This window comes from Pedobacter sp. MR2016-19, assembly GCF_014947265.1.
Taxonomy (GTDB): Bacteria; Bacteroidota; Bacteroidia; order Sphingobacteriales; family Sphingobacteriaceae; genus Pedobacter.
This window is the reverse complement of record NZ_JADCNK010000022.1, coordinates 32,438-52,757: the sequence shown is the minus strand read 5'-3', so window position 1 is coordinate 52,757 and position 20,320 is coordinate 32,438. Positions and strand designations below refer to the sequence as shown.

The 20,320-nt window shown below is 35.9% G+C and carries 21 protein-coding genes; 20 read left to right on the top strand and 1 reads right to left on the bottom strand.

Features of this window, described 5'->3' with window-relative positions:
- Positions 1 to 91: 91 nt before the first annotated feature.
- Positions 92 to 2,338 (bottom strand): sodium-translocating pyrophosphatase, encoded by a 2,247-nt coding sequence (locus IM793_RS21020; protein ID WP_193424770.1) that lies wholly within the window; start codon positions 2,336 to 2,338, stop codon positions 92 to 94.
- Positions 2,339 to 2,646: 308 nt separating this feature from the next.
- Between IM793_RS21020 and IM793_RS21015 the strand changes: the two genes are divergently transcribed.
- The 20 genes from IM793_RS21015 to IM793_RS20920 all read left to right on the top strand — a co-directional run bounded on the left by IM793_RS21015 (position 2,647) and on the right by IM793_RS20920 (position 20,314).
- A complete protein-coding gene (locus tag IM793_RS21015; RefSeq protein WP_193424769.1) occupies positions 2,647 to 4,089 on the top strand; it encodes an APC family permease in 1,443 nt (480 codons plus the stop codon).
- Between the two features lie 1,356 nt (positions 4,090 to 5,445).
- A complete protein-coding gene (gene tssD, locus IM793_RS21010) occupies positions 5,446 to 5,841 on the top strand; it encodes a type VI secretion system tube protein TssD (RefSeq protein ID WP_025141870.1) in 396 nt (131 codons plus the stop codon).
- 196 nt (positions 5,842 to 6,037) lie between these two features.
- On the top strand, positions 6,038 to 6,433 hold the full coding sequence (tssD, locus tag IM793_RS21005) for a type VI secretion system tube protein TssD (protein WP_132402436.1): 396 nt from the start codon (positions 6,038 to 6,040) through the stop codon (positions 6,431 to 6,433).
- 128 nt (positions 6,434 to 6,561) lie between these two features.
- Positions 6,562 to 7,104, top strand: coding sequence for a hypothetical protein (locus tag IM793_RS21000; protein WP_132402433.1), 543 nt, complete (start codon positions 6,562 to 6,564; stop codon positions 7,102 to 7,104).
- 1 nt (position 7,105) lies between these two features.
- Positions 7,106 to 7,690, top strand: a complete 585-nt coding sequence (locus tag IM793_RS20995) for a T6SS effector amidase Tae4 family protein (protein WP_193424768.1) — start codon at positions 7,106 to 7,108, stop codon at positions 7,688 to 7,690.
- Positions 7,691 to 7,711: 21 nt separating this feature from the next.
- On the top strand, positions 7,712 to 9,526 hold the full coding sequence (locus tag IM793_RS20990) for a type VI secretion system Vgr family protein (RefSeq protein ID WP_193424767.1): 1,815 nt from the start codon (positions 7,712 to 7,714) through the stop codon (positions 9,524 to 9,526).
- 3 nt (positions 9,527 to 9,529) lie between these two features.
- Complete coding sequence (locus IM793_RS20985) at positions 9,530 to 10,462, top strand: hypothetical protein (protein ID WP_193424766.1); 933 nt, start codon at positions 9,530 to 9,532, stop codon at positions 10,460 to 10,462.
- A complete protein-coding gene (locus IM793_RS20980; protein WP_193424765.1) occupies positions 10,459 to 11,568 on the top strand; it encodes a hypothetical protein in 1,110 nt (369 codons plus the stop codon). Before IM793_RS20985 ends, IM793_RS20980 begins: the two co-directional genes overlap by 4 nt.
- Complete coding sequence (locus IM793_RS20975; protein ID WP_193424764.1) at positions 11,558 to 12,136, top strand: hypothetical protein; 579 nt, start codon at positions 11,558 to 11,560, stop codon at positions 12,134 to 12,136. Before IM793_RS20980 ends, IM793_RS20975 begins: the two co-directional genes overlap by 11 nt.
- Before the next feature lie 6 nt (positions 12,137 to 12,142).
- Positions 12,143 to 12,364, top strand: coding sequence for a hypothetical protein (locus IM793_RS20970; RefSeq protein WP_193424763.1), 222 nt, complete (start codon positions 12,143 to 12,145; stop codon positions 12,362 to 12,364).
- A 914-nt stretch (positions 12,365 to 13,278) separates the two neighbouring features.
- Complete coding sequence (locus IM793_RS20965; protein ID WP_193424761.1) at positions 13,279 to 13,473, top strand: hypothetical protein; 195 nt, start codon at positions 13,279 to 13,281, stop codon at positions 13,471 to 13,473.
- Positions 13,470 to 14,036, top strand: coding sequence for a hypothetical protein (locus tag IM793_RS20960; protein WP_193424759.1), 567 nt, complete (start codon positions 13,470 to 13,472; stop codon positions 14,034 to 14,036). The genes IM793_RS20965 and IM793_RS20960 overlap by 4 nt, the downstream gene beginning before the upstream one ends.
- A 5-nt stretch (positions 14,037 to 14,041) precedes the next feature.
- Positions 14,042 to 14,545 (top strand): M48 family metallopeptidase, encoded by a 504-nt coding sequence (locus IM793_RS20955; RefSeq protein WP_193424758.1) that lies wholly within the window; start codon positions 14,042 to 14,044, stop codon positions 14,543 to 14,545.
- 94 nt (positions 14,546 to 14,639) lie between these two features.
- Positions 14,640 to 15,305 (top strand): hypothetical protein, encoded by a 666-nt coding sequence (locus IM793_RS20950; protein WP_193424756.1) that lies wholly within the window; start codon positions 14,640 to 14,642, stop codon positions 15,303 to 15,305.
- The gene (locus tag IM793_RS20945; RefSeq protein ID WP_193424754.1) at positions 15,302 to 15,955 is read left to right on the top strand and encodes a hypothetical protein; all 654 of its coding nucleotides are present in this window, start codon (positions 15,302 to 15,304) and stop codon (positions 15,953 to 15,955) included. Before IM793_RS20950 ends, IM793_RS20945 begins: the two co-directional genes overlap by 4 nt.
- Positions 15,952 to 16,119 carry a hypothetical protein gene (locus IM793_RS20940; RefSeq protein ID WP_193424752.1) on the top strand — a complete coding sequence of 56 codons (168 nt, stop codon included), beginning with the start codon at positions 15,952 to 15,954 and terminating at the stop codon, positions 16,117 to 16,119. Before IM793_RS20945 ends, IM793_RS20940 begins: the two co-directional genes overlap by 4 nt.
- A 205-nt stretch (positions 16,120 to 16,324) precedes the next feature.
- Positions 16,325 to 16,903: a hypothetical protein gene (locus IM793_RS20935; protein WP_193424750.1), complete on the top strand. Its 579-nt coding sequence runs from the start codon at positions 16,325 to 16,327 to the stop codon at positions 16,901 to 16,903.
- A 16-nt stretch (positions 16,904 to 16,919) separates the two neighbouring features.
- Positions 16,920 to 17,498, top strand: coding sequence for a hypothetical protein (locus tag IM793_RS20930; RefSeq protein WP_193424748.1), 579 nt, complete (start codon positions 16,920 to 16,922; stop codon positions 17,496 to 17,498).
- Between the two features lie 113 nt (positions 17,499 to 17,611).
- Entirely contained in the window at positions 17,612 to 18,559 is a 948-nt protein-coding gene (locus IM793_RS20925; protein WP_193424746.1) for a TIGR01212 family radical SAM protein, read from the top strand.
- 348 nt (positions 18,560 to 18,907) lie between these two features.
- Positions 18,908 to 20,314: an ammonium transporter gene (locus tag IM793_RS20920; protein ID WP_132402406.1), complete on the top strand. Its 1,407-nt coding sequence runs from the start codon at positions 18,908 to 18,910 to the stop codon at positions 20,312 to 20,314.
- Positions 20,315 to 20,320 lie beyond the last annotated feature (6 nt).

Below are 20,320 nucleotides of genomic sequence, written 5' to 3'. Positions count from 1 at the left end.
TCAGCTCCAAACCTAAATAAAAATTACGAAAATGTAAAAGGGATTTAAGTTAAAAATCCCTTTTATACTTTTTCTATCCAGGTTTTTACAACTAATGCGCTAAAGTATCGGTTGTATTGATTAAAGTATCGGTTTTTATGTTGCCTAAACCATCGGTTTTTTGCTCAATTCTGATTTCTTTACGAACTTCTGTACGGTGTTCGCCTGCAATTGCCTTAACTGCGATGTAAGGAGCAATAACTAGTGAAACGATAGACATTAATTTGATCAAAATGTTCATTGAAGGGCCTGAAGTATCTTTAAAAGGATCACCAACAGTATCTCCGGTTACAGAAGCTTTATGTGGTTCTGATTTTTTATAGTGCATCTCGCCATTAATCATTACACCTTGTTCGAAAGATTTTTTAGCATTATCCCATGCACCACCGGCATTGCTCTGGAAAATTCCCATCAATACACCAGTTACGGTAACACCGGCCAATAAACCGCCTAAAACTTCTGGTCCAAAGGTAAAGCCCACAATTACGGGGGTGATTAAAGCAATAGCACCAGGCATCATCATTTCACGGATAGAGGCTTTGGTAGAAATGGCCACACACTTTTCGTATTCAGGTTTAGCTTTGTATTCCATAATACCTGGGATTTCCCTAAACTGGCGACGCACTTCCTGCACCATATCCATCGCGGCTTTACCAACCGCCTGAATACATAAAGCAGAGAAAATAAAAGGGATCATTCCGCCAACAAATAAACCTGCCAGAACAGGTGCTTTATAGATATCAATTGCAGAGATGCCTGCAATGCCAACAAAGGCAGCAAATAAAGCCAGAGAGGTTAAAGCAGCTGATGCAATGGCAAAACCTTTACCTGTTGCGGCGGTGGTGTTACCCACAGCGTCTAAATTATCGGTACGTTCGCGAACTTCGGGAGGTAACTGGCTCATTTCGGCAATGCCTCCGGCATTATCCGCAATCGGTCCGAAAGCATCTATTGCCAGTTGCATGGCTGTGGTTGCCATCATTCCGGCTGCAGCAATAGCTACACCGTATAAACCAGCAAAGTGATAAGAAGCCATAATTCCACCTGCCAATACCAGGATAGGGATCACGGTAGATTTCATCCCAACGGCTAAACCCGCAATAATATTGGTGGCATGCCCTGTAGACGATTGTTGGATAATCGAATTTACAGGTCCTTTGCCCATTGCGGTGAAATATTCGGTTACGATACTCATAATCGTACCCACTACCAAACCCACCATAATGGCATAAAATACATTGATGCTCGAGAATTCATATCCACGAAGTTTAAGCGTTTCAGGCAGCATCCATTTCACAATAAAGAATGAAGCTACGGCTGTAATCACAATTGAAGACCAGTTACCCAGGTTCAACGCATTTTGAACATTTGATTTATCATCTTTAATGGTGACAAACCAGGTTCCGATGATTGAAAATATAATGCCCATTCCACAGATTACCATGGGTAGAAGGATAGGAGACATTCCTCCAAAATTATCTTTTACATCAATCTCCTGCCCTAAAACCATTGTAGCCAGAATAGTGGCTACGTACGAGCCGAATAAGTCAGCACCCATACCGGCAACATCACCCACGTTATCGCCCACGTTATCGGCAATGGTAGCAGGGTTGCGCACATCATCTTCAGGAATCCCTGCCTCCACTTTTCCCACTAAATCTGCACCAACATCAGCAGCTTTGGTATAGATACCACCGCCAACACGGGCAAATAAGGCTATAGATTCGGCACCCAAAGAAAACCCGGTTAAAACTTCTATTGCAGTTTTCATTTCAGTACTGTTAACCGAAACAACGTTGAAATGCTTAAGAAATATAATAAACAAGCCACCTAAACCTAAAACAGCTAGTCCGGCAACACCCAACCCCATTACCGTACCGCCGGTAAAAGATACTTTTAAGGCTTGTTTTAAACTCGTTCTGGCGGCCTGCGTGGTTCGTACATTGGCTTTAGTGGCCGATTTCATACCGATATAACCTGCAGTTGCAGAAAATACTGCTCCAATTAGGAAAGAAATGGAGATAATCCAGCTCGAATGCATCGGAATACCATTTATTTCAGTAATGGTTCCTGAGTAGGCCAGGAGTGCAGCGGTAAAAACAGCAAAAATGCTCAATACCCTCCATTCAGCTTTTAAAAAGGCCATAGCGCCATCAGCTATGTAGCCCGCAAGTTCCTGCATGTTTTGATCACCCGCATCCTGCTTGTTTACCCAGGCGCTTTTAATCATCATAACTATAATCCCAACAAGGCCCAGCGCCGGGATACAGTAAATTAAATTGTTTTGTAAAAATTCCATAGTTAATAATTGGTTTTTATATTTGGTTAGTTGTTTATTTAGTTCAATGGTTCATTAGTCATTAGTTCAATGGTCATTGCTGATTGGTTATTGATACCTGGTCATTTTGTAATTGGGTTAACTGGTTAATTGTCTCCAAACGCCTCGCGCTAAGCGCTCTGCTCCAAACTCTACTCTAGCAAGATAACAAAATATTTTTGTGGTTAAAATTTTACAGCACCTGCGAATAAAATTTTGTCATCATAAAATAATATCCTACAATTTCTTTTTTTTAAATAAATTAGCCACAAACTAAACCAAACTAAAAAATGAAAATTGAAAAAGAAGACGCACCTTCTAAAAGAAAGTTAAGCCTTTTTGATGCCACAATGTTAGTAATGGGTTCAATGATCGGAAGCGGTATCTTTATTGTTAGTGCCGATATCATGAGGAACTTAGGTTCTGGTTATTGGCTAATTGTAGTCTGGATAATCACGGGCGTAATGACAGTTGCAGCCGCAATTTCTTATGGAGAACTTTCTTCCATGTTTCCAAAGGCGGGTGGGCAATACACCTATCTGAAAGAGATTTTTGGTAAAATGATGGGGTTTCTTTATGGCTGGGGCTTGTTTACTGTAATTCAAACCGGAACTATAGCGGCTGTTGCTGTTGCTTTTGGTAAATTTACGGCTTACCTCATCCCTGCATTAAACGATGCTGCTCCAATTTTCCAAAGCGGCGGTTATAAAATTACCTGGATTCAGATTTTGGCTATCGGAGTAATTCTGCTTTTAACTTATATCAATACAAAAGGTGTTGAGGGAGGCAAAATTTTGCAGAATATTTTTACAGGTTCTAAAATTGTCGCTTTAATTGGCTTAATTATTTTAGGCTTTCTTTTGGTGAAAAGCAGTTTTTGGACAGGAAACATGAGCTTTGGCTGGAACGCTTTCAATAATCTTAAAACAGATCCCAGCGGCAATTTTCTAAAATCGGGATGGGAATCTATCTCCGGAATGACCATAATGGGCGGAATTGCAGCTGCAATGGTAGGTTCTGTATTTTCGAGCGTTGCCTGGGAAAACGTAACTTTTGTTTCAGGAGAAATCGAAAACCCTAAAAAAAATGTAGTGCGTTCTATGGTTTTAGGTACCTCAGCGGTAATGATCCTTTATTTATTGGTTAATTTTATCTATCTCAATACCTTAAACAGAGATAGTATTGCTTTTGCCTTAAATGATCGGGTTGCTGTTGCAGCATCAGAACAAATTTTTGGTAGTGGGGCTGGCACAATCATAATTGCTTTGCTGGTAATGATTTCTACTTTCGGTTGTGTTAATGGAATTGTATTAGCAGGGGCGAGGGTGTTTCAAACCATGGCTAAAGATGGAATGTTTTTTAAAGCAGCACTTAAAAACAATAAAAACGGTGTTCCTGAAAGATCACTTTGGATGCAGGGCATTTGGGCATCTGCTTTATGTTTGAGTGGGCAATATGGTAATCTTTTAGATATGATCTCCTTTGTTATTGTGCTCTTTTATATGATTACTGTTTTTGGTGTTATTTATTTAAGAATAAAACAACCTGGTTTAGAAAGACCTTACAAAACCTGGTTATATCCGGTTACGCCAATTATTTACTTATTAATCGGTGCAGCATTTTGCATTTTGCTTTTAATTTATAAACAACAATATACCTGGCCGGGACTAATAATTGTTTTGCTGGGGGTGCCTGTATACTTTTTGATTAATAAAAAAGAACAAGAGGGTTAGTTGTCTCATCAATATAGAATTGTCATCCTGAGGGATAATTTATTTTATAAAAATTAATATTAATGGACAGAAGAATTTTAACGAGCTGTAGACTGTGAGGAATCGTCATTGCGAGAAGGCTTTTTCAGCCGACGAAGCAATCTTACAACGATCGCTACTAGCGTGCGCATTAAGATTGCTTCGTTCCTCGCAATGACGATTTTTTTTATTGGAATCTGTCAATGGTAGCTTGTCGAAGGGCCTGTTTTAAATGCCTCACAAGGCGTTTCGATACTTCTTCAGTACAGGCTGAGCTTGACGTGACAATTCGATTGAATAAAATTTATGATACAGCCTCTTTACATTAAAGGATAATGGCTGTCAACCGGCTTTTAGGTTTCAAATCTCATATCAACCTCTCCAAGTCTCATTTTTACATTTTGAAAATCAGGGTTCTGTTTCAATTGGTTCCGAAAGTCCCGTTATCCGCTTTACTCACCCGATAGAAAAAATCGGGTTCGTGTTCGCTGCTACCGGGTTTAGTTAACTTAAAGCTGTGCATTAAACTCAATTTCTAAACCCGACATAGCGGATACCGGCCATGCGCCTAAGGCCTGCAGGTGTATGAGCATGTGGCGGGACTGATATAAAAAGGAGCCAGAGGCTTTGCTTTTCTAAAAAAGAGAACTCAATTTTTAAACGCTGATAGCAGCAGGGCATTTTCCCTAAACCCTAAAACATATGTTTAATCTTACCGCTCAAGATCCAAATTCATTTTTACACTTTGAAAATCAGGGTTCTGTTTCAATTGGTTCCGAAAGTCCCGTTATCCGCTTTACTCACCCGATAGAAAAAATCGGCTTCGTGTTCGCTGCTACCGGGTTTAGCTAACTTAAAGCTGTGCATTAAACTCAATTTCTAAACCCGACACAGCGGATACCAGCCATGCGCCTAAGGCCTGCAGGCGTATGAGCATGTGGCGGGACTGACATAAAAAAGAGCCAGAGGCTTTGCTTTTCTAAAAAAGATGAATGAACTAAATTTTCAAAGGCTTAGAAAAAATCGAAGCATGTTCGCGGCTATGGGATTTAGTTAACACCTGCCGCCTAAATTTTGTATGTATTTTTATACTTATTTCTTACCTAATTGTATGCCTGTAACTTCATGGCAGATAATTTTTCCACATTTATTAAAAACCTAAAATGTTAGTTCCAGCATGGTTTTAAGCTGATTTTAGTGCGATTTTCGTCCTTTTATTTAAGAGTTATTGGTTGTTAATCAACGGTATAGTGCATTTGTTGGCCTGATATTTGGTTTAGGAAAAGCGGTAGCTGCAGCAACCTTAACCAAATTTTTAACCTTTTAAATTTTAAACTTATGGCTTTCAAAGCTAGATTAAACTTTTCAGGCAAGGAGTACGATGTGCTTCACTGTGCCTATGCGTTAAACCGTGATGTAGATGCTAAAGGAAGACCTTCTTCCGGAGTTTACGGCGGTACCATCGACATTGAGATCGAATCAACCGAAGACACCTCAATAATCGAGGCGATGGTAAACAACCAGTACAAACCTATTACAGGAACCCTTCTGATCAAAAAATCCGAGGAAGATGCCAAAATGAAAGAAGTTAACTTCGAAGACGGTTACATTGTTAAATATTCCGAAGGAATCAACATTGTTGGCGATCACCCGATGACGCTTAAGTTCCAGATTTCTGCCCGCAAGCTTAAATTAGGAAGCGCAGAGCATGTTAACGATTGGCCAAAAGCTTAGTCTAAGGTTGAGGGTAGAAAGGTTGAAGGTGTAAGGTTTAAAACGCCAACCGCCACACGCCAAGCCCAATGCTTAGTTAGGTAGAAGGTGTAAGTTTTAGGGCTTAAGGCATTTAAACGCCAACCGCCATGCGCCAAGCCCCCTGAACCGCAACCGCAATTCATTCATTTTTCAAAAACATTAAAACTTTACAACAATGGCATTCAAAACCCGTTTAAACTTAGGATCAAAAGAATTTGATGTACTACAGTGCAACTTTTCATTAAATAGAGATGTTGACGCAAAAGGCCGTCCATCATCAGGTGTTTATGGTGGTACCATCCACATCGAAATCGAATCAACTGAAGATACTTCAGTAATCGAATCAATGGTTAACAACCAATACAAGCCACTTTCCGGAACATTGGTCTTCAAAAAAGGCGAAGAAGATTCAAAAATGAAAGAATTGTCTTTCGAAGATGGTTACATCATCCAGTATAACGAAGGTATTGCGGTAAACGACAATACCCCGATGACTTTAAGTTTCGTAGTATCTGCCCGTAAATTAAAACTGGGCAATGCAGAACACGAAAACGATTGGCCAAAAGCATAGTATTTGTATAGGTTGGGCAATAGCTAACAAGCTAATGCCCAGCCTGATTTTATACTACGCTCACAAGAAGAAGGGAAATAAAACCAAAACACCTTCTTAACCATTAGAAATTTTTAAATAACCTCTTCATGCAAAACAGACTTTCTGGAACAGGTAAAGTTGAATCGGCATATAGCAGAAAATATGCCTGCATCATACTATTAACATTTTTATGTATTGCTTTTGCGGCATGTAAGCAAAATAAAAGCAAAAATCTTTCATCTACCGTTGCTACTAAAGATTCATCGTCAATAGTAGATAAAAATCTGCCGTTGGCAGAAGAAAAATATCAGGATCCACCAAAATCATTAATACAGAATCTTAAACAGCAAGCCTTGCACATCGTTTTGGTAAATGTAACCACCGTCGATTCTGTTTACAATTCGGAAAAGATTTTTAGCGCTAAAATATTGAAATCTTTTAAAGGCAGGCTAAAAGCTGGAGATAGCCTAAAATATATGGCCATGAACGATATGAAATACGTTAAACACCCAAACGATACCTTGATAGTTTTTCTTGACAAATCTAAATCACCTGTTTCATCAGGAGATAAAGATGTGTTTCTCTACGCATTGGAAAATGCATCATTCATTGGCAACAAATACCTTGATTCACTTTTGACCAGAAAATAATATGCCACTTTCTTTGCCAGCTTTTAACGATTTAAGAACCAATTACCCTACAACAAGTAGCGACCTGGTTAAAGCAACTATTGGTGGTGCTGTTAATGCAGCCTACATTACCAATACCTGTGTGGTTAGAATGAGCAGGGCATTTAATTATTTGGGTGTTGATAATAATATTTTTACCCTAAATACCCCAAGCTGGAAATATACCACAAAACAAGCATTTCAGGCCCAGGAAAAAGTAAAGGTACATGTAATTCCTAAACGGTATGCGTTTACCAAGAAATTCGAAACTATTGCAGGCGCCGATCAAAAACGCTATTGCTTCCGTGTGTCCGAATTTTTCGATTATCTGAACCATAAATACAATAAAAGTAACCACTCACTTATTTTAAAATCAGGCAAATTTTTTGCGCAGTCAGAGATACGCGATTTTACAGATAAGATTAGCAACAAAACCGGCATTATATGTTTTAAAACCAAATTTAGTGATGCAACAGGCCACTTTACCTTATGGGATGGTTATAAATGTTTGTATCAGGATTATTTTCTGGACCCCCGGACCTCAGAAATATACCTTTGGGAATGTTAATGCAATATTAAAATAACTACTATGGAAAATAAATTAATCTCCGAAATCAATATAGAAGACAAAGCCATTCTTCATTTTGCCTCCTTTTCCCTACAGCAAGCTTTTAATGATCACCATTATTTCGAGCTGCGGTTTAATCACGATCAAATGGGTGCGCCCGGATTGGTCAGTTTAGACGACAGTCGAGATTTTGTAGGTAAAACTTTAACCGCTTCTTTTGGCTACACGCCAGAAAAAATGCAGCACTTTGCCGGCCTGGTTACCCGGGTTGAATTGGCACAAAGCCACGGCTATCACGGTGTTTTAATTGTAAGTGGCTATAGTCCAACTGTATTGATAGACCGTGGACCCGATTTAGGATCCTATTTGGATAAAGATTTAGATACCATAGTAAAACTGGCTACCAAAGATACCCCGGCAAATGACCTGACTATAGTAGCCAATGCCTCAAGAAAATCGCCCATCGATTATCTGATCCAGTACCGCGAAAGCGATTTCGATTTTCTCAACCGTTTATCTGGCGAATACCACGAATGGTTTTTTTACGATGGTAAACAACTCAACTTTGGTAAACCCGATGAGCAAAAAGAAGTGGCCTTATTTTATGGCCGCGATGTGCAAAACTTGCAATACGCCATGGAAGTTTCGCCGATAAAATATAAACGTTTTGCTTATAACCCTAAGCAGGATGAAATGCTGCAGAGCGAGAGTACAGGGAAAGCAGACGGAAATCCAGATTTGGCGCATGCCATTAACGCCTCCAATTCGATGTACAGCAAAACCTTTAACCAGCCTTCATTAATCAGGGTTGACAATAGTAGCGACATTAAAAGCCATGTAGAAAACGAAGAAAAGGCCCACATCAGCGAATTGCTTAAAGTTAATGCCAGTGGTGACAATGCAGAACTTGGTATTGGTACCCTTGCCGAAATTATGATGAGCCTGCGTAAAGAACTTAGCTTCTCTACAGAAAGTCTGGGTAAATTCCTGATCACCAAAATCAAACATGATATAGATGGAACCGGCAAATACCACAATACCTTTGAAGGTGTAGTGGCTACAACGGAACGTTTGATGGTAAGAAATTACGAAAAACCACATTCCGATATGCAGCTGGCCGATGTAATCGATAATGATGATCCACAGGGGCAGGGCCGGATTAAGGTTAGATTTAAATGGGAATGCCAAACCAACGACCCAACTGAATGGTTAAGGGTTGTTAGCCCCAATGCCGGAAGTGGTGATACAGGGAAAAACCGGGGTTTCCATGTCATCCCTGAAAAGGGCGATCAGGTGGTGGTTGCTTTTGAAGAGGGCAACGTGGCCAGACCTGTAGTAATGGGCAGCGTGTACCATGGCAAAAGTGGCGATAGCAGTGGCTTCAAGAATAGTAATACAAAGGGCTTAACTTCAAGGAAAGGAAGTTGTTTAAGTTTCGATGACCTGAACCATGCACTAAACCTAGGTACCAATGCTGCTAACTTTGTGAAGATTGAAAATGGACCAGGATTTATTACTGAGCAGGCTGACAACAAAATAACATTAAGTACAGGCGGCAAAGATGGAAGTAGCATTACGCTGAATAGTAATGGGACGATTGATATTGTTGGAAAGGTGATTAATATTCAGGGTACAGATGAGATTAATGCGAATGCGGGTAAAATGCCAGGTGCCAAGGTGAATATTGGTACAGTTGGAACAACTGCAGTAAACTTAGGTAGTAAAACTTATAATTTGGAATCGCAGGGGACAATTGTAGTGTGCTCGGATGCCACTATTTCTCAAACTTCAGGAGGTGAACAAAAAATAATTGGTAAACCAGTAAACATAAACTAGTAGATGAGCAGATTTAAATTTTTTGATGACTATTCAAAAGTCAATTCTACAAAAATTGAGGATTCAAGAGAAGAATCTCCTATTAATAAGCATAGTAATCAAGTTAGATATCGCGCTGAACAACAGATTATTACTAAGCATAGTGGTAATATGGCAAGCCATGGGCTGCTTAAGCACGAATACTTATTGGGTTTAGATAAATTAAATGATGGTTATAATGCAAAGGTAACCATTACAGATGCTTATGGTTCCTATGAGCCAGAATTAATGAAGGATCTTATTCAATTAGGATTATTAATTGATTCAGTTAGACATGAACAGAAATTTAAACTGAATAATGATGGTAAACCTACAGAGTTATTGAATAAGTCAGAAATGATAAGTAATTGGATGACTTTGAGAACCATGCAGTTAAAGGATGACAAACTTTTGAGAAATTTTGAAAAGGATGAGCAAAAACAAATCCTCAAAGAAGTCAATAACTATTGTGACGTAGTTTTTTCAGATAATTATCCAATGTTGGAAGAATTGTCGAAAAATTTATTTCATTTCACTGTTTTTGATAAATATCTGTCTTCAGGTAATTTCCTTGGAAAGGATGCTGAGAATGTTCAATTTTATTCAAGTATGTTTAATATTCCTGTGACTATGGAATTTGAATATCAAAATTTTCAAGAGAAGGACGATTTTTATGTTTTCGAAAAGAATGGTAAATTACTTTACGTTGATTATGATCTAATTATAGATATTTATAAAACACAGTATCAGCCGGTGTTACATTATGCTTATACAGATTATGATTATAGTATCACTTCTAAAATAGAAGTTGATAAAAAAAGTAATTGTATCACCCAAGCTTATGTGACCATTAACGAAGCTGTCAAAAATAATGTAGAGAGCACAATCATTTATAATTTAAAACAAGTAGAGTTATGAGTAAAGGTTATTTGGATGAGGGTACCTGTTTAGTGTGTAGTTTCATGACATCAAGTTCACCAAATACTGCTGTTGCAATTGATAAAAATTTAAATGTAAATCATGCAAAACCAGATAAGCTGCTTTTGAGGCATGTAGATGCTAAAGTAAAAACGGATTTTCTTTGTAAAAAACCTTTTGCATCTATGCTAGGCTTTGCAGGGTTTTTAATTGGCTTTGGAGCAGGCTTCGCTGCGTTAGGCGGCGCTGCTGCCATGGCAGCATTAATGGGGCCTGTAGGTTGGGCTGCATTAGCTATAGCTATTGTTGTCATTGCATTAGTAGCAGCATTTGCTAAAGCAAAAAATATGTGTAACTCTGCCTTGAAAGGTAAGGAATGGGAAATGTTTCATAAAACAGTTAATTTTAAAGGTAAACATGCCATACATCATGCTTCTATATTGAATTGCAATCAGGGAGGATTAATTAGGGCTATTCCAGATCCCGTAATGGCAGCGAAAGCAGCTAGTGATATTGCATCCAATAGTATGAAAAGCATTGGTTTAAAGGCTTTGTCACAAGCTGTTTATGGTTTTGTTGCCGGTGCTTTTTCTGCAAAAACAGGCGGATTAGGAACAAATGCGGCTGGTGCTTCAACGCTTAATTTTGGTGCGCTTACAAGTACATTAGCATTTAGTGGTGTAGGGTACTATGTTGGTGAGGTTACAAATACTCATGGAGGTGCTGTCGCAGGTACGGGAATGGCTGTAACAGTTCAGCCATATGTAGATGAATTTGCAGATGGGGCTACTCTCTCTAGTGTTGGTAGCCGATTCAATGCCTGGTGGGCATTTAAACCTAGTCTAAAAGAAATGCCTCTAGTAGCATTCTTTAGGGGGATAAATCCTTCTAATGCATTGAATCGAGCTGTTTATTGGTATAGGTTTAACCCTAATTTTGTAAAAGGATTAGGTATTGGTTTGGCAACCTATGCTTCAGATTTGTTAATTGTAGATCCAATAAATGAAAAATTAGAGACATCTTCTTTAAATATGGCGAAAGATAATTCTATAAATAGTGGATTAGGGACGGACATTATAACTTTACGATTTTTAAATGAAAAATGAAAGTTCACGTGCATTTGGTTTAGGATTATTTTTAGCGCCATTTATAGCTTTTATTCTTATAATTTCACTTTCTCCTGGTAATCCATCAGATAATGAAGTAGACAAGTACATAAAAGCATCTTCTGAGATTATTATCCCAATAAGTAAAACCATAAACTTAAAAAGTACCGATTGGACAGGAAGGTTCGTTAACGGAGATGAGACTTCATTTACTAATTCGGTACGTTATTATCTAAATTTTCGTAAAAATAGATATAAAGAATATGAGGTGTTTTATTCCTCAAGCTTCAAAAAGTATTTTGTAATAGAGAGTTATAACAAAAGTATGTCAAATCTTATAGATCAAGATAGAAAAGAGGCTCAAGCTATGGTTAACGAACAGGAACTGAAAAATCCTAAATACGGAACATTACAAAATCCTATACCAATACTTTGGTTAACTGAATATGAAAAATTGTCAGATCCTATAAACTATCAAAAATATAGATACAATGTCGTAGAGTATCTCAGATTTTATAAAGATCGAAAAAATTATAATGAGGGTGCTTGTGCCGTTTGTCCTTATTAAGTTATAATGAATAATCCATCATATGGTACAACAGAAAAGCCAATACCTGTTTTTAATTTTAAAGGGGTCAATGAGCCTGTAAGATATTCCTCAGATAATGCAGGCTCTATAAATGGGTACAAATATCTTGAGCCCACAGCTGAACAGTACAAGCACAATGTTCTAACTTATTTAACTTACATTATGCCTAAAGAAGAATTTAAGCAACGTTTCGAAGGTGGTAAATAGTTACTATACTTTAAATATAAGCGAACAAATTTTAGGATAGATAGTTGGCGTTTTCATTACCGGTATACTTATACTCGCGAATTCCATTAATCCAGAGTAAATGGCGAAAGAAAAATTAGGCGTATTTGCGATAAAAATTTAAATACGATATATGAATGCGATCAAAAAAATGTGGTTTAGTAACAAGCCATTATTAATAAGTTTATTGGTTTTTTCTTTATTGTTAATTCGAATTATTTTTAGTTCTGTTTACATGTTTAGTAACCTGCATACTGTCAGTGGTACCATACAAAAGATGGATTTATCAAAGGACGGATCAAAAACATATTTAACTCTGAGTCTTCGTAATGATAGTAATATTTACTATCAGAGATATAAAAAAAGGTTTTTTGACAAGAAAGTGCTGGTATTAAATAATGGGCAAAAGATAAATTTTTATACTTCCAATAATCGTTTATATTCAGCTCCACCTTTATGGAATGATGGACAACATACGAGGTATTATTATTATTATTATCCTGTTTTTAATATCAATACCTCTAAATCAATAGTTGATGTTTTGCTATTTAATTTTTATAGTCTTAATTTAATAAATTTTCTATTCTATATTTCCGTTTTATCCACGCTCCTCTACAGCTTTTTTTACATCGTTCACAGCAAAGGAGTATTTAGGGTTTTGTTTTTGGTAATACTTGTTTTTGTTGTTTGGCTATGGTTTCCCTAAATACATAAAGCTTCATTTCTAGGGTAGGGATGATATTGATCCCAATGCCATTCAAGGAAATAATCCACAATCGGAGAGAAGTTATAATCAAAACACACATTTTTCTGATGAAACAGGAAGTTATTCCGATGGACAAATACAATATGTAACTACTAATAATCAATGGTCTAGGCTTTCAAGAAGTGAAGCTATGAAAGGTGTAGGACAGGGTGCTTCAAATACTTTTAAAGATTGGAAAGGAATTTTACTCGGCCTTATACCAGATTTGTATAAATATATTACCAATCCATTTGTAAAAGATGAAATTCAAGATTATATTAAAGCAATGATTAACGATGAAGCCAAAGCTAAAGCCGGAATAAATGTAATCGAAACAGATATATGAGTTGGTATAAAATTTACAGATTTCCTTTACTGGTAATAATAAGCTGGGTAATTTTTTTTTTATTTCTCTTCCTAAATCTTAAAAACGCAACTGTTATTTCTTTAGCTAGAAAAGATATTCACATTCAAAAAAAAAGCAGCGGAACTTATGGCAAATTTAGTTTTACATTAAATATATCGGACGTTCAAAAAAAAAATGATTATTCACGTTCATTTAAAAACTTTTGCCTTTCAAATTTATTCTTCAATCTGGAAAAAATTGAAAAAGCAGATTCAATATATCTTGCAATATCAGCTGATCAGTTTAGCGTGATAAAACAGAATAAACGTCTTTATTATATAACAGACCATCGGCCAAATACATTAGAAAAAATAGCTCAAATAATTTCTTATACTATTAATAACCAAACTTTATATCTAGCAATACCCTTGGTATTAACATTTGTTTTTTGTGCTGATGAGTTTAAAAAAGACTATGGATATATAAATAATTTGCATAAAAAATTATCAAATACTTCTTATGTATTAATCGGAATATTTATTTTACTAATTACTATTTATTAACCGCTATGGAAAAAAAACAACCTTTGAGAGGTAATAAGCTGATCATATTTGGTGTCTTGTTTACAGCATTCATGCTATTTGTTGGCTATAAGATTTTATTCAATTCTAATGACGAAACAAATATAACGGCGATAAATCAAAAATTGAAATCAGGTAAAGGAATAGATCAGTTTGATAGGGGGCTTGAGTATTATGATCAAAAAAAATATACTGAAGCCAGTAAATATTTTGAGGAATCAATAAACAATGGTTTTCCAGTAGCACATGCTTTATTAGGGGAATGTAAATTACACCTTAATGATTTAAAGTCGGCGCAATATCATCTGCTACAAGCTTTAGCGGTAGAAAATGGTGAAAATGAATTAGTAGGATATTATTCGGGAGTAGAATATAATCTCGGCATGGTTTATTATATGCAGAAAGATACCAAAAATGCAATAATACATTTGCAAAAGGCAAAACAGCTCGGAAATAAAGATGCAAACACATATCTATCTAAAATAAGATAAGTTAGCCAACTTTAAATTTACAGTGCTATTCGTTAATAGCCGCTAAACGTATGCGCAATCTCACATCTCATCTTACATACTGCTAAAAATTTCTATGAACAATATTTTAAAGTATAGTGCAATAGGCATAGTTGGTGTTGGTGTGTTTTTTGGACGGTATATTGGCCGATGGTTAGTTTATAAATTCGATCAACCAACTATGACTAATGATGGCCGAGCTTTTGCAAGAGAATATATTTCTGATTGCAGCGAGATAAATCTGATGATCAAAAATCGAAAGGATACAATGTCTTACTTCGAGGCTCGTGACCGTTTTAATCCCAATACAGATCTAAGTAGTAAATATATTGACAAATTTGAAAGTGTATTTTACGATGATAGAGAAAAAAAATATTTTAAAATTATATACTTTTTCCCTGTAAACTCATGGTTTAGTGATATGTATAGAGACTATCTTAGGGAATTTGATCAAGAAGAAAGAAAAAGGGACATTATTGCCACTGTAAATAATAAAGAACTAGCTAATCCCAAATATGGTAATATTAAAAATCCTATTCCCGTTGTTTATTTTGATGCCCCTAATGTAAATAATACATTTTATAGCGCTATTAGTGGTAACCCGGAAGACAAAGATTTTTTCAAAGGAACAGAAGCAGAATTTAGAACTTACCAACTAAATTATAATGTTAACTGTTACCTTTCTTACGTAAAAAGCAAAGCAGATTTCGAAAAAATGTTTGGTAAGCAGGCTGATAAATGAAAAACATTTTAAAATATAGTGCTATAGTAGCATTAGGTATAGGTTTATTTTTTGGGAAATATTTAGGAAGGTGGATTGTTAACATGATAGATAATCCAGACACCAGAATAAACAATGGCAAGCCTTATGTAAAACAATATTTGAATAATTGTGACACTTTGCATTTAATCATGAAAAATTTCACAATTAAACTTGATGATTTTGAAGTTCAGGGTGCATTCAACTTCTCGCAAGCTGATAATACAGCCTATTTAGATAAACAAACCTCTGTTTTTTTTGATGATAAATCAGGTAAATTTTATTGCATTTATTATTTTTTTTCAAGTAATTCAAAGAATAGCCAGATGTACGATGCTTTTATTTCAGATGTTGATCAAAATGGTGCTAGCATCATTGCAATGGTAAATAAAAATGAACTCTCTGATGGTACGTATGGTACTAAGCAGAAACCAGTACCTATCATCTATTATGAAGTTCCGGAGAAAATGAATAGCTTTTATAGTTTGGTTGATGATATTGGCAATTCTAATTATAAAACAGAGGGAGAATTTAAGGAATATACGACCAACTATAATGTTAGAAATTATCTATCCTATGTAAAAAGCAAAGCAGATTTTGAAAAAATGTTTGGTAAGCAGCCTGATAAATGAAAAACATTTTAAAATATAGTGCAATTGTAGCATTAGGTATAGGTTTGTTTTTCGGGAAATATTTAGGAAGATTGATTGTTAATGTAATTGATAATCCCGATACGAGGATTAATAGTGGTACGCCTTATGTACAGCAATATTTGAATAATTGCAATACTTATTGAACAAAGGCCAATCCAATTCGGTTTTTAGGGTGGTTGAAGATCTACCAGATTCGATAAGTAGAAATCGTGGGTTCAGAAGATGGATGGGATGTTGATATTACTGAAAATCAATTTAATTATAATGTTGAACAGTATTTAACTTATATCATGCCTAAAGAAGAATTTCAAGAGAGGTTTAAAAAGAAATAATAGTTTCAGTCTGTAAATGAACAAACAAATATCACAAGCGATTGGCTGGGCTTTAGGTGTATTAGTCATATTTCCTTTAATACTTTATGGCGTTAACTATCTTTTCAAAAAAAAAGATAATAATTCAAAAACTGCGATTCCTGTATATATAGATAATTGCGTAGAACTAAGGATTTTATTTCCTGATCAACTGGATTTTAGAGATACTCAATATAAAACATCTTTATTATCTCCAGAAGAAAGTATTTACAAAATTTTTTTTAGGGAAAAATCGATAAACAAGTATCTAGAGATTACATTTTTTAATTATCCTGATGATAAAGGACTTGCTTTTCCTACTTCTTTACGGGGAAAGAAAATAATAATAACAATCAATAGAGATGAATTAAATAATAATAATTATGGTACCCCTAACAATCCAATACCTGTCTTTAGAGTAAGAGAAGATCTTCCTGATTCAATCAGTAACAGAAGAGGGCCAGAGGATGGATGGAATGTTGATATTACTGAAAATCAATTTAAATATAATGTTGAACAGTACTTAACTTATATTATGTCGAAGGAAGAATTTAAGGAGAGGTTTGAAAAGAAATAATAGTTTCACTCTGTAAATGAATAAGCAAACATCACAAGCCCTTGGCTGGGCTGTAGGAGTAATAGTTATATTTCCTTTAATAATTTATGGGATTAATTACTTTTTTAAAGATAAATTTAATAATGGTAGTAAGGCTACGTCAAAATATATACAAAACTGTTCTGAGTACAGATTATTTATTCCTAAATCTTTAAATCTAAAAACAACAAGCTATACCTCTTCTCTTCTGGCTCCAAAAGAATCTATCTATAATTTGACTTTTAAGGAACCCTCTATCAATAAATTTCTTGTGATAAAATTTTTTAACTTCCCAATGGACAGAAGACTTGCTTTTCGTTCTGTGATGAAAGAAAAAATTGTATTGTTAACTATAAATAAAAATGATTTAGATGATCCTAAATATGGTACCGCTAACAATCCAATACCTGTTTTTAGAGTAAGAGAAGATCTTCCTGATTCAATCAGTAACAGAAGAGGGCCAGAGGATGGATGGAATGTTGATATTACTGAAAATCAATTTAAATATAATGTTGAAAAGTACTTAACCTATATTATGCCAAAAGATGAGTTTAAAAAGCGGTTTGAAAAAAGATAGACCTTTATCAGGCAGTTTCCGTTACCGCTAAATGTTTGCCCAATCTCACATCTCATGTCTAATATCTCAAATCTCATCTTACCTCTCAAACAAAAAGCGTATTTTTGCAGCAAATGGGAACACTCGTAGATTCAGGTATAAAGGGATATAAAAATTACGGCACGCATTTGCGCGAAAAGTATAAGGGGCAACGTGTATTTAAAGTAATTGTAGATGGTGGATTTACCTGTCCAAACCGGGATGGGAGCAAAGGTTTTGGTGGATGTACGTATTGTAATGTAGATTCTTTTACACCCGAACCATCGCGTAAAAATCCAAATATTAAAGATCAGCTCGAAGAGGGCATGTTGAGGGCAAAAACATCTTATAAGGCTGATAAGTATATTGTGTACTTTCAGCCCAATACCAATACTTATGCGCCGGTTCATTATTTAAAAATGATGTACGACGAAGCATTGTCTATCAATACAGAAGATATTGTTGGTTTTGCAGTGGGTACACGTCCGGATTGCATTGATGCCGAAAAGGTTGCACTATTGGAAAGTTATACCGATCGTTTCGATGTGGATTTAGAGATGGGGATGGAATCCATTTATGATGAAACCCTTGATCAGATTAACAGAGGTTGCAGTCATGGTGAATTTGTTGCTGCAGTAGAACTTTTAAAAGATAGTAAACTCGATCTCTGTGTGCATACCATTTTTGGCTTTCCATGGGAAACCAGGGAGCAGATGCATGGTTATATCCACGAAATTAACCGTTTCCCGCAAATCAAGTTTGTAAAATTTCACCACCTCCATGTGGTAGAGGGCTCGATAATGGGCGCTAAATATAAAAAAGAGCCTTTTAAATTGTTTTCGCTTGAAGAATATACCGATTTACTTTGTGAGTTAATCCCTTTATTGCGTCCGGATATTGTGATTCAGCGACTTTTTGGTATTTCAGATTGGGATTTATTGATTGCGCCTAACTGGGGGCTTAATAAATCGGCAATTCAGACCTATATGGATAAAGAAATTGAAAAAAGAGGAGTTGTGCAGGGGTCTGCCTATTTTTCTTAGGAATTTAAAATATTCTGTTATTTTTTTTAAAAAACCATGAATTTTCATGGGTTTTTATGTTTTCTATCAGTTTTTTTGATCTGTTTTTTCAAAATTTTAGCTAAAATAGTGTAAATAGTAGTTAATATGTGATTTTGTTTTTATCAAAAACTTGTATTAAAATAACCTGTATTTTTTGTTATTTTTATTTTTAGGGTTTGTTTTTGGTTTGTTTTGCAAAAATTAATCGTTTTTATTAAAATATTTAGATTAAATGGTGTAAAAAATGCAATATGTTGTATTTTTATAAAAATAAATCAAGCATATTTAAATTATTTAAACGTTTCAAACAAATTAAGCTAAAAAACTATGGGTAAATTCTCCTTTAAACAGTTCGCGCCTTTTGCGATATTGATGATTGTCGCAATTTTCGCTCTATTTATTCCGCTTCTTCCTAATTTTGATGAAGGTAAGTATAGTGGACCAGACATTGCATTTATATTAATCGCAGCTGCACTAGTGTTTTTAATGACTCCAGGCCTTGCATTCTTTTATGGTGGAATGGTTCATCGTAAAAATGTATTGTCTACCATGATTAAAAGTGTGGTAGCGGCAGGAGTAATCACGGTTTTATGGACGGTTGTAGGTTTTAGTTTAGCTTTTGGTGATACCATTGGCGGTTTTATTGGAAACCCTTCCACATTCCTATTCTTTAAAGGTGTAAATTCCGGAGCACCACATCTTCAGGGGGGAGCAGACTTAACTATTCCGCTTTCTTTGTTTGCTGTGTTTCAATTAATGTTTGCCATCATTACACCGGGTTTGGTAGTTGGAGCCGTTGCTGAGCGTATCCGTTTTACTTCTTATATTTTATTTATTGTTTTATTCGCCATATTTGTTTACTCACCGTTAGCACACTGGACATGGCATCCACAAGGTTTCTTGTTTAAAATGGGCGTGCTTGATTTTGCTGGTGGTACTGTAGTGCACATTTCTGCAGGTATGGCCGCTTTAGCTGGTGCATTGGTTTTAAAACGTAGAAAATCTCACTTAGAGCATAAAGAAGTTCCGCCGGCTAATATCCCTTATGTATTAATTGGTACAGGTTTATTATGGTTCGGTTGGTTCGGTTTTAACGCCGGTTCTGCACTAAGCGCAGGTAGTTTAGCTGTTTCTGCATTTTTAACTACAAATACCGCTGCTGGTGCTGCTGGTTTATCGTGGATGTTCTTTGATGTAGCAAGAGGTAAAAAACCTTCAGTATTGGGTTTTTGTATCGGTGCGGTAGTTGGTTTAGTAGCCATTACACCAGGTGCAGGTTTTGTAAGTATCTCATCAAGTATATTTATTGGTGCTATTGCCGCAGTGATCTCCAATCTTGTGGTTTCATGGAAACAAAAAACCAGTTTAGATGATACATTGGATGTTTTCCCTTGCCACGGTGTAGGTGGTATCGTTGGGATGTTGTTAACGGGTGTTTTTGCTACAAAAACGGTAAATGCTGCGGGTGCTGATGGCTTATTTTATGGCAACCCGACTTTCTTTATCACACAATTAAAAGGTGCGGTGATTGTAATCATATTCAGTTTTGTTGTATCATTTGTGATTTTCAAACTGGTAAATCTGATCAATCCAATCAGGGTTTCTGAAGAAGAAGAAGAACTAGGTCTTGATGCTTCTCAACATGATGAGAAATACTCTCAAGGTACTTTACTGGTAGAGGAGAGAGCGATCTATATCGAAAAAAACAGTCCATTAACAGAACCAATTTCTTAAGGATTT

Bases quoted from the DNA above. Each gene is read 5' to 3' on its own strand.
- IM793_RS21020 (WP_193424770.1), bottom strand. From the start codon at position 2,338: ATGGAATTTTTACAAAACAATTTAATTTACTGTATCCCGGCGCTGGGC.
- IM793_RS21015 (WP_193424769.1), top strand. From the start codon at position 2,647: ATGAAAATTGAAAAAGAAGACGCACCTTCTAAAAGAAAGTTAAGCCTT.
- tssD (WP_025141870.1), top strand. From the start codon at position 5,446: ATGGCTTTCAAAGCTAGATTAAACTTTTCAGGCAAGGAGTACGATGTG.
- tssD (WP_132402436.1), top strand. From the start codon at position 6,038: ATGGCATTCAAAACCCGTTTAAACTTAGGATCAAAAGAATTTGATGTA.
- IM793_RS21000 (WP_132402433.1), top strand. From the start codon at position 6,562: ATGCAAAACAGACTTTCTGGAACAGGTAAAGTTGAATCGGCATATAGC.
- IM793_RS20995 (WP_193424768.1), top strand. From the start codon at position 7,106: ATGCCACTTTCTTTGCCAGCTTTTAACGATTTAAGAACCAATTACCCT.
- IM793_RS20990 (WP_193424767.1), top strand. From the start codon at position 7,712: ATGGAAAATAAATTAATCTCCGAAATCAATATAGAAGACAAAGCCATT.
- IM793_RS20985 (WP_193424766.1), top strand. From the start codon at position 9,530: ATGAGCAGATTTAAATTTTTTGATGACTATTCAAAAGTCAATTCTACA.
- IM793_RS20980 (WP_193424765.1), top strand. From the start codon at position 10,459: ATGAGTAAAGGTTATTTGGATGAGGGTACCTGTTTAGTGTGTAGTTTC.
- IM793_RS20975 (WP_193424764.1), top strand. From the start codon at position 11,558: ATGAAAAATGAAAGTTCACGTGCATTTGGTTTAGGATTATTTTTAGCG.
- IM793_RS20970 (WP_193424763.1), top strand. From the start codon at position 12,143: ATGAATAATCCATCATATGGTACAACAGAAAAGCCAATACCTGTTTTT.
- IM793_RS20965 (WP_193424761.1), top strand. From the start codon at position 13,279: ATGAAAGGTGTAGGACAGGGTGCTTCAAATACTTTTAAAGATTGGAAA.
- IM793_RS20960 (WP_193424759.1), top strand. From the start codon at position 13,470: ATGAGTTGGTATAAAATTTACAGATTTCCTTTACTGGTAATAATAAGC.
- IM793_RS20955 (WP_193424758.1), top strand. From the start codon at position 14,042: ATGGAAAAAAAACAACCTTTGAGAGGTAATAAGCTGATCATATTTGGT.
- IM793_RS20950 (WP_193424756.1), top strand. From the start codon at position 14,640: ATGAACAATATTTTAAAGTATAGTGCAATAGGCATAGTTGGTGTTGGT.
- IM793_RS20945 (WP_193424754.1), top strand. From the start codon at position 15,302: ATGAAAAACATTTTAAAATATAGTGCTATAGTAGCATTAGGTATAGGT.
- IM793_RS20940 (WP_193424752.1), top strand. From the start codon at position 15,952: ATGAAAAACATTTTAAAATATAGTGCAATTGTAGCATTAGGTATAGGT.
- IM793_RS20935 (WP_193424750.1), top strand. From the start codon at position 16,325: ATGAACAAACAAATATCACAAGCGATTGGCTGGGCTTTAGGTGTATTA.
- IM793_RS20930 (WP_193424748.1), top strand. From the start codon at position 16,920: ATGAATAAGCAAACATCACAAGCCCTTGGCTGGGCTGTAGGAGTAATA.
- IM793_RS20925 (WP_193424746.1), top strand. From the start codon at position 17,612: ATGGGAACACTCGTAGATTCAGGTATAAAGGGATATAAAAATTACGGC.
- IM793_RS20920 (WP_132402406.1), top strand. From the start codon at position 18,908: ATGGGTAAATTCTCCTTTAAACAGTTCGCGCCTTTTGCGATATTGATG.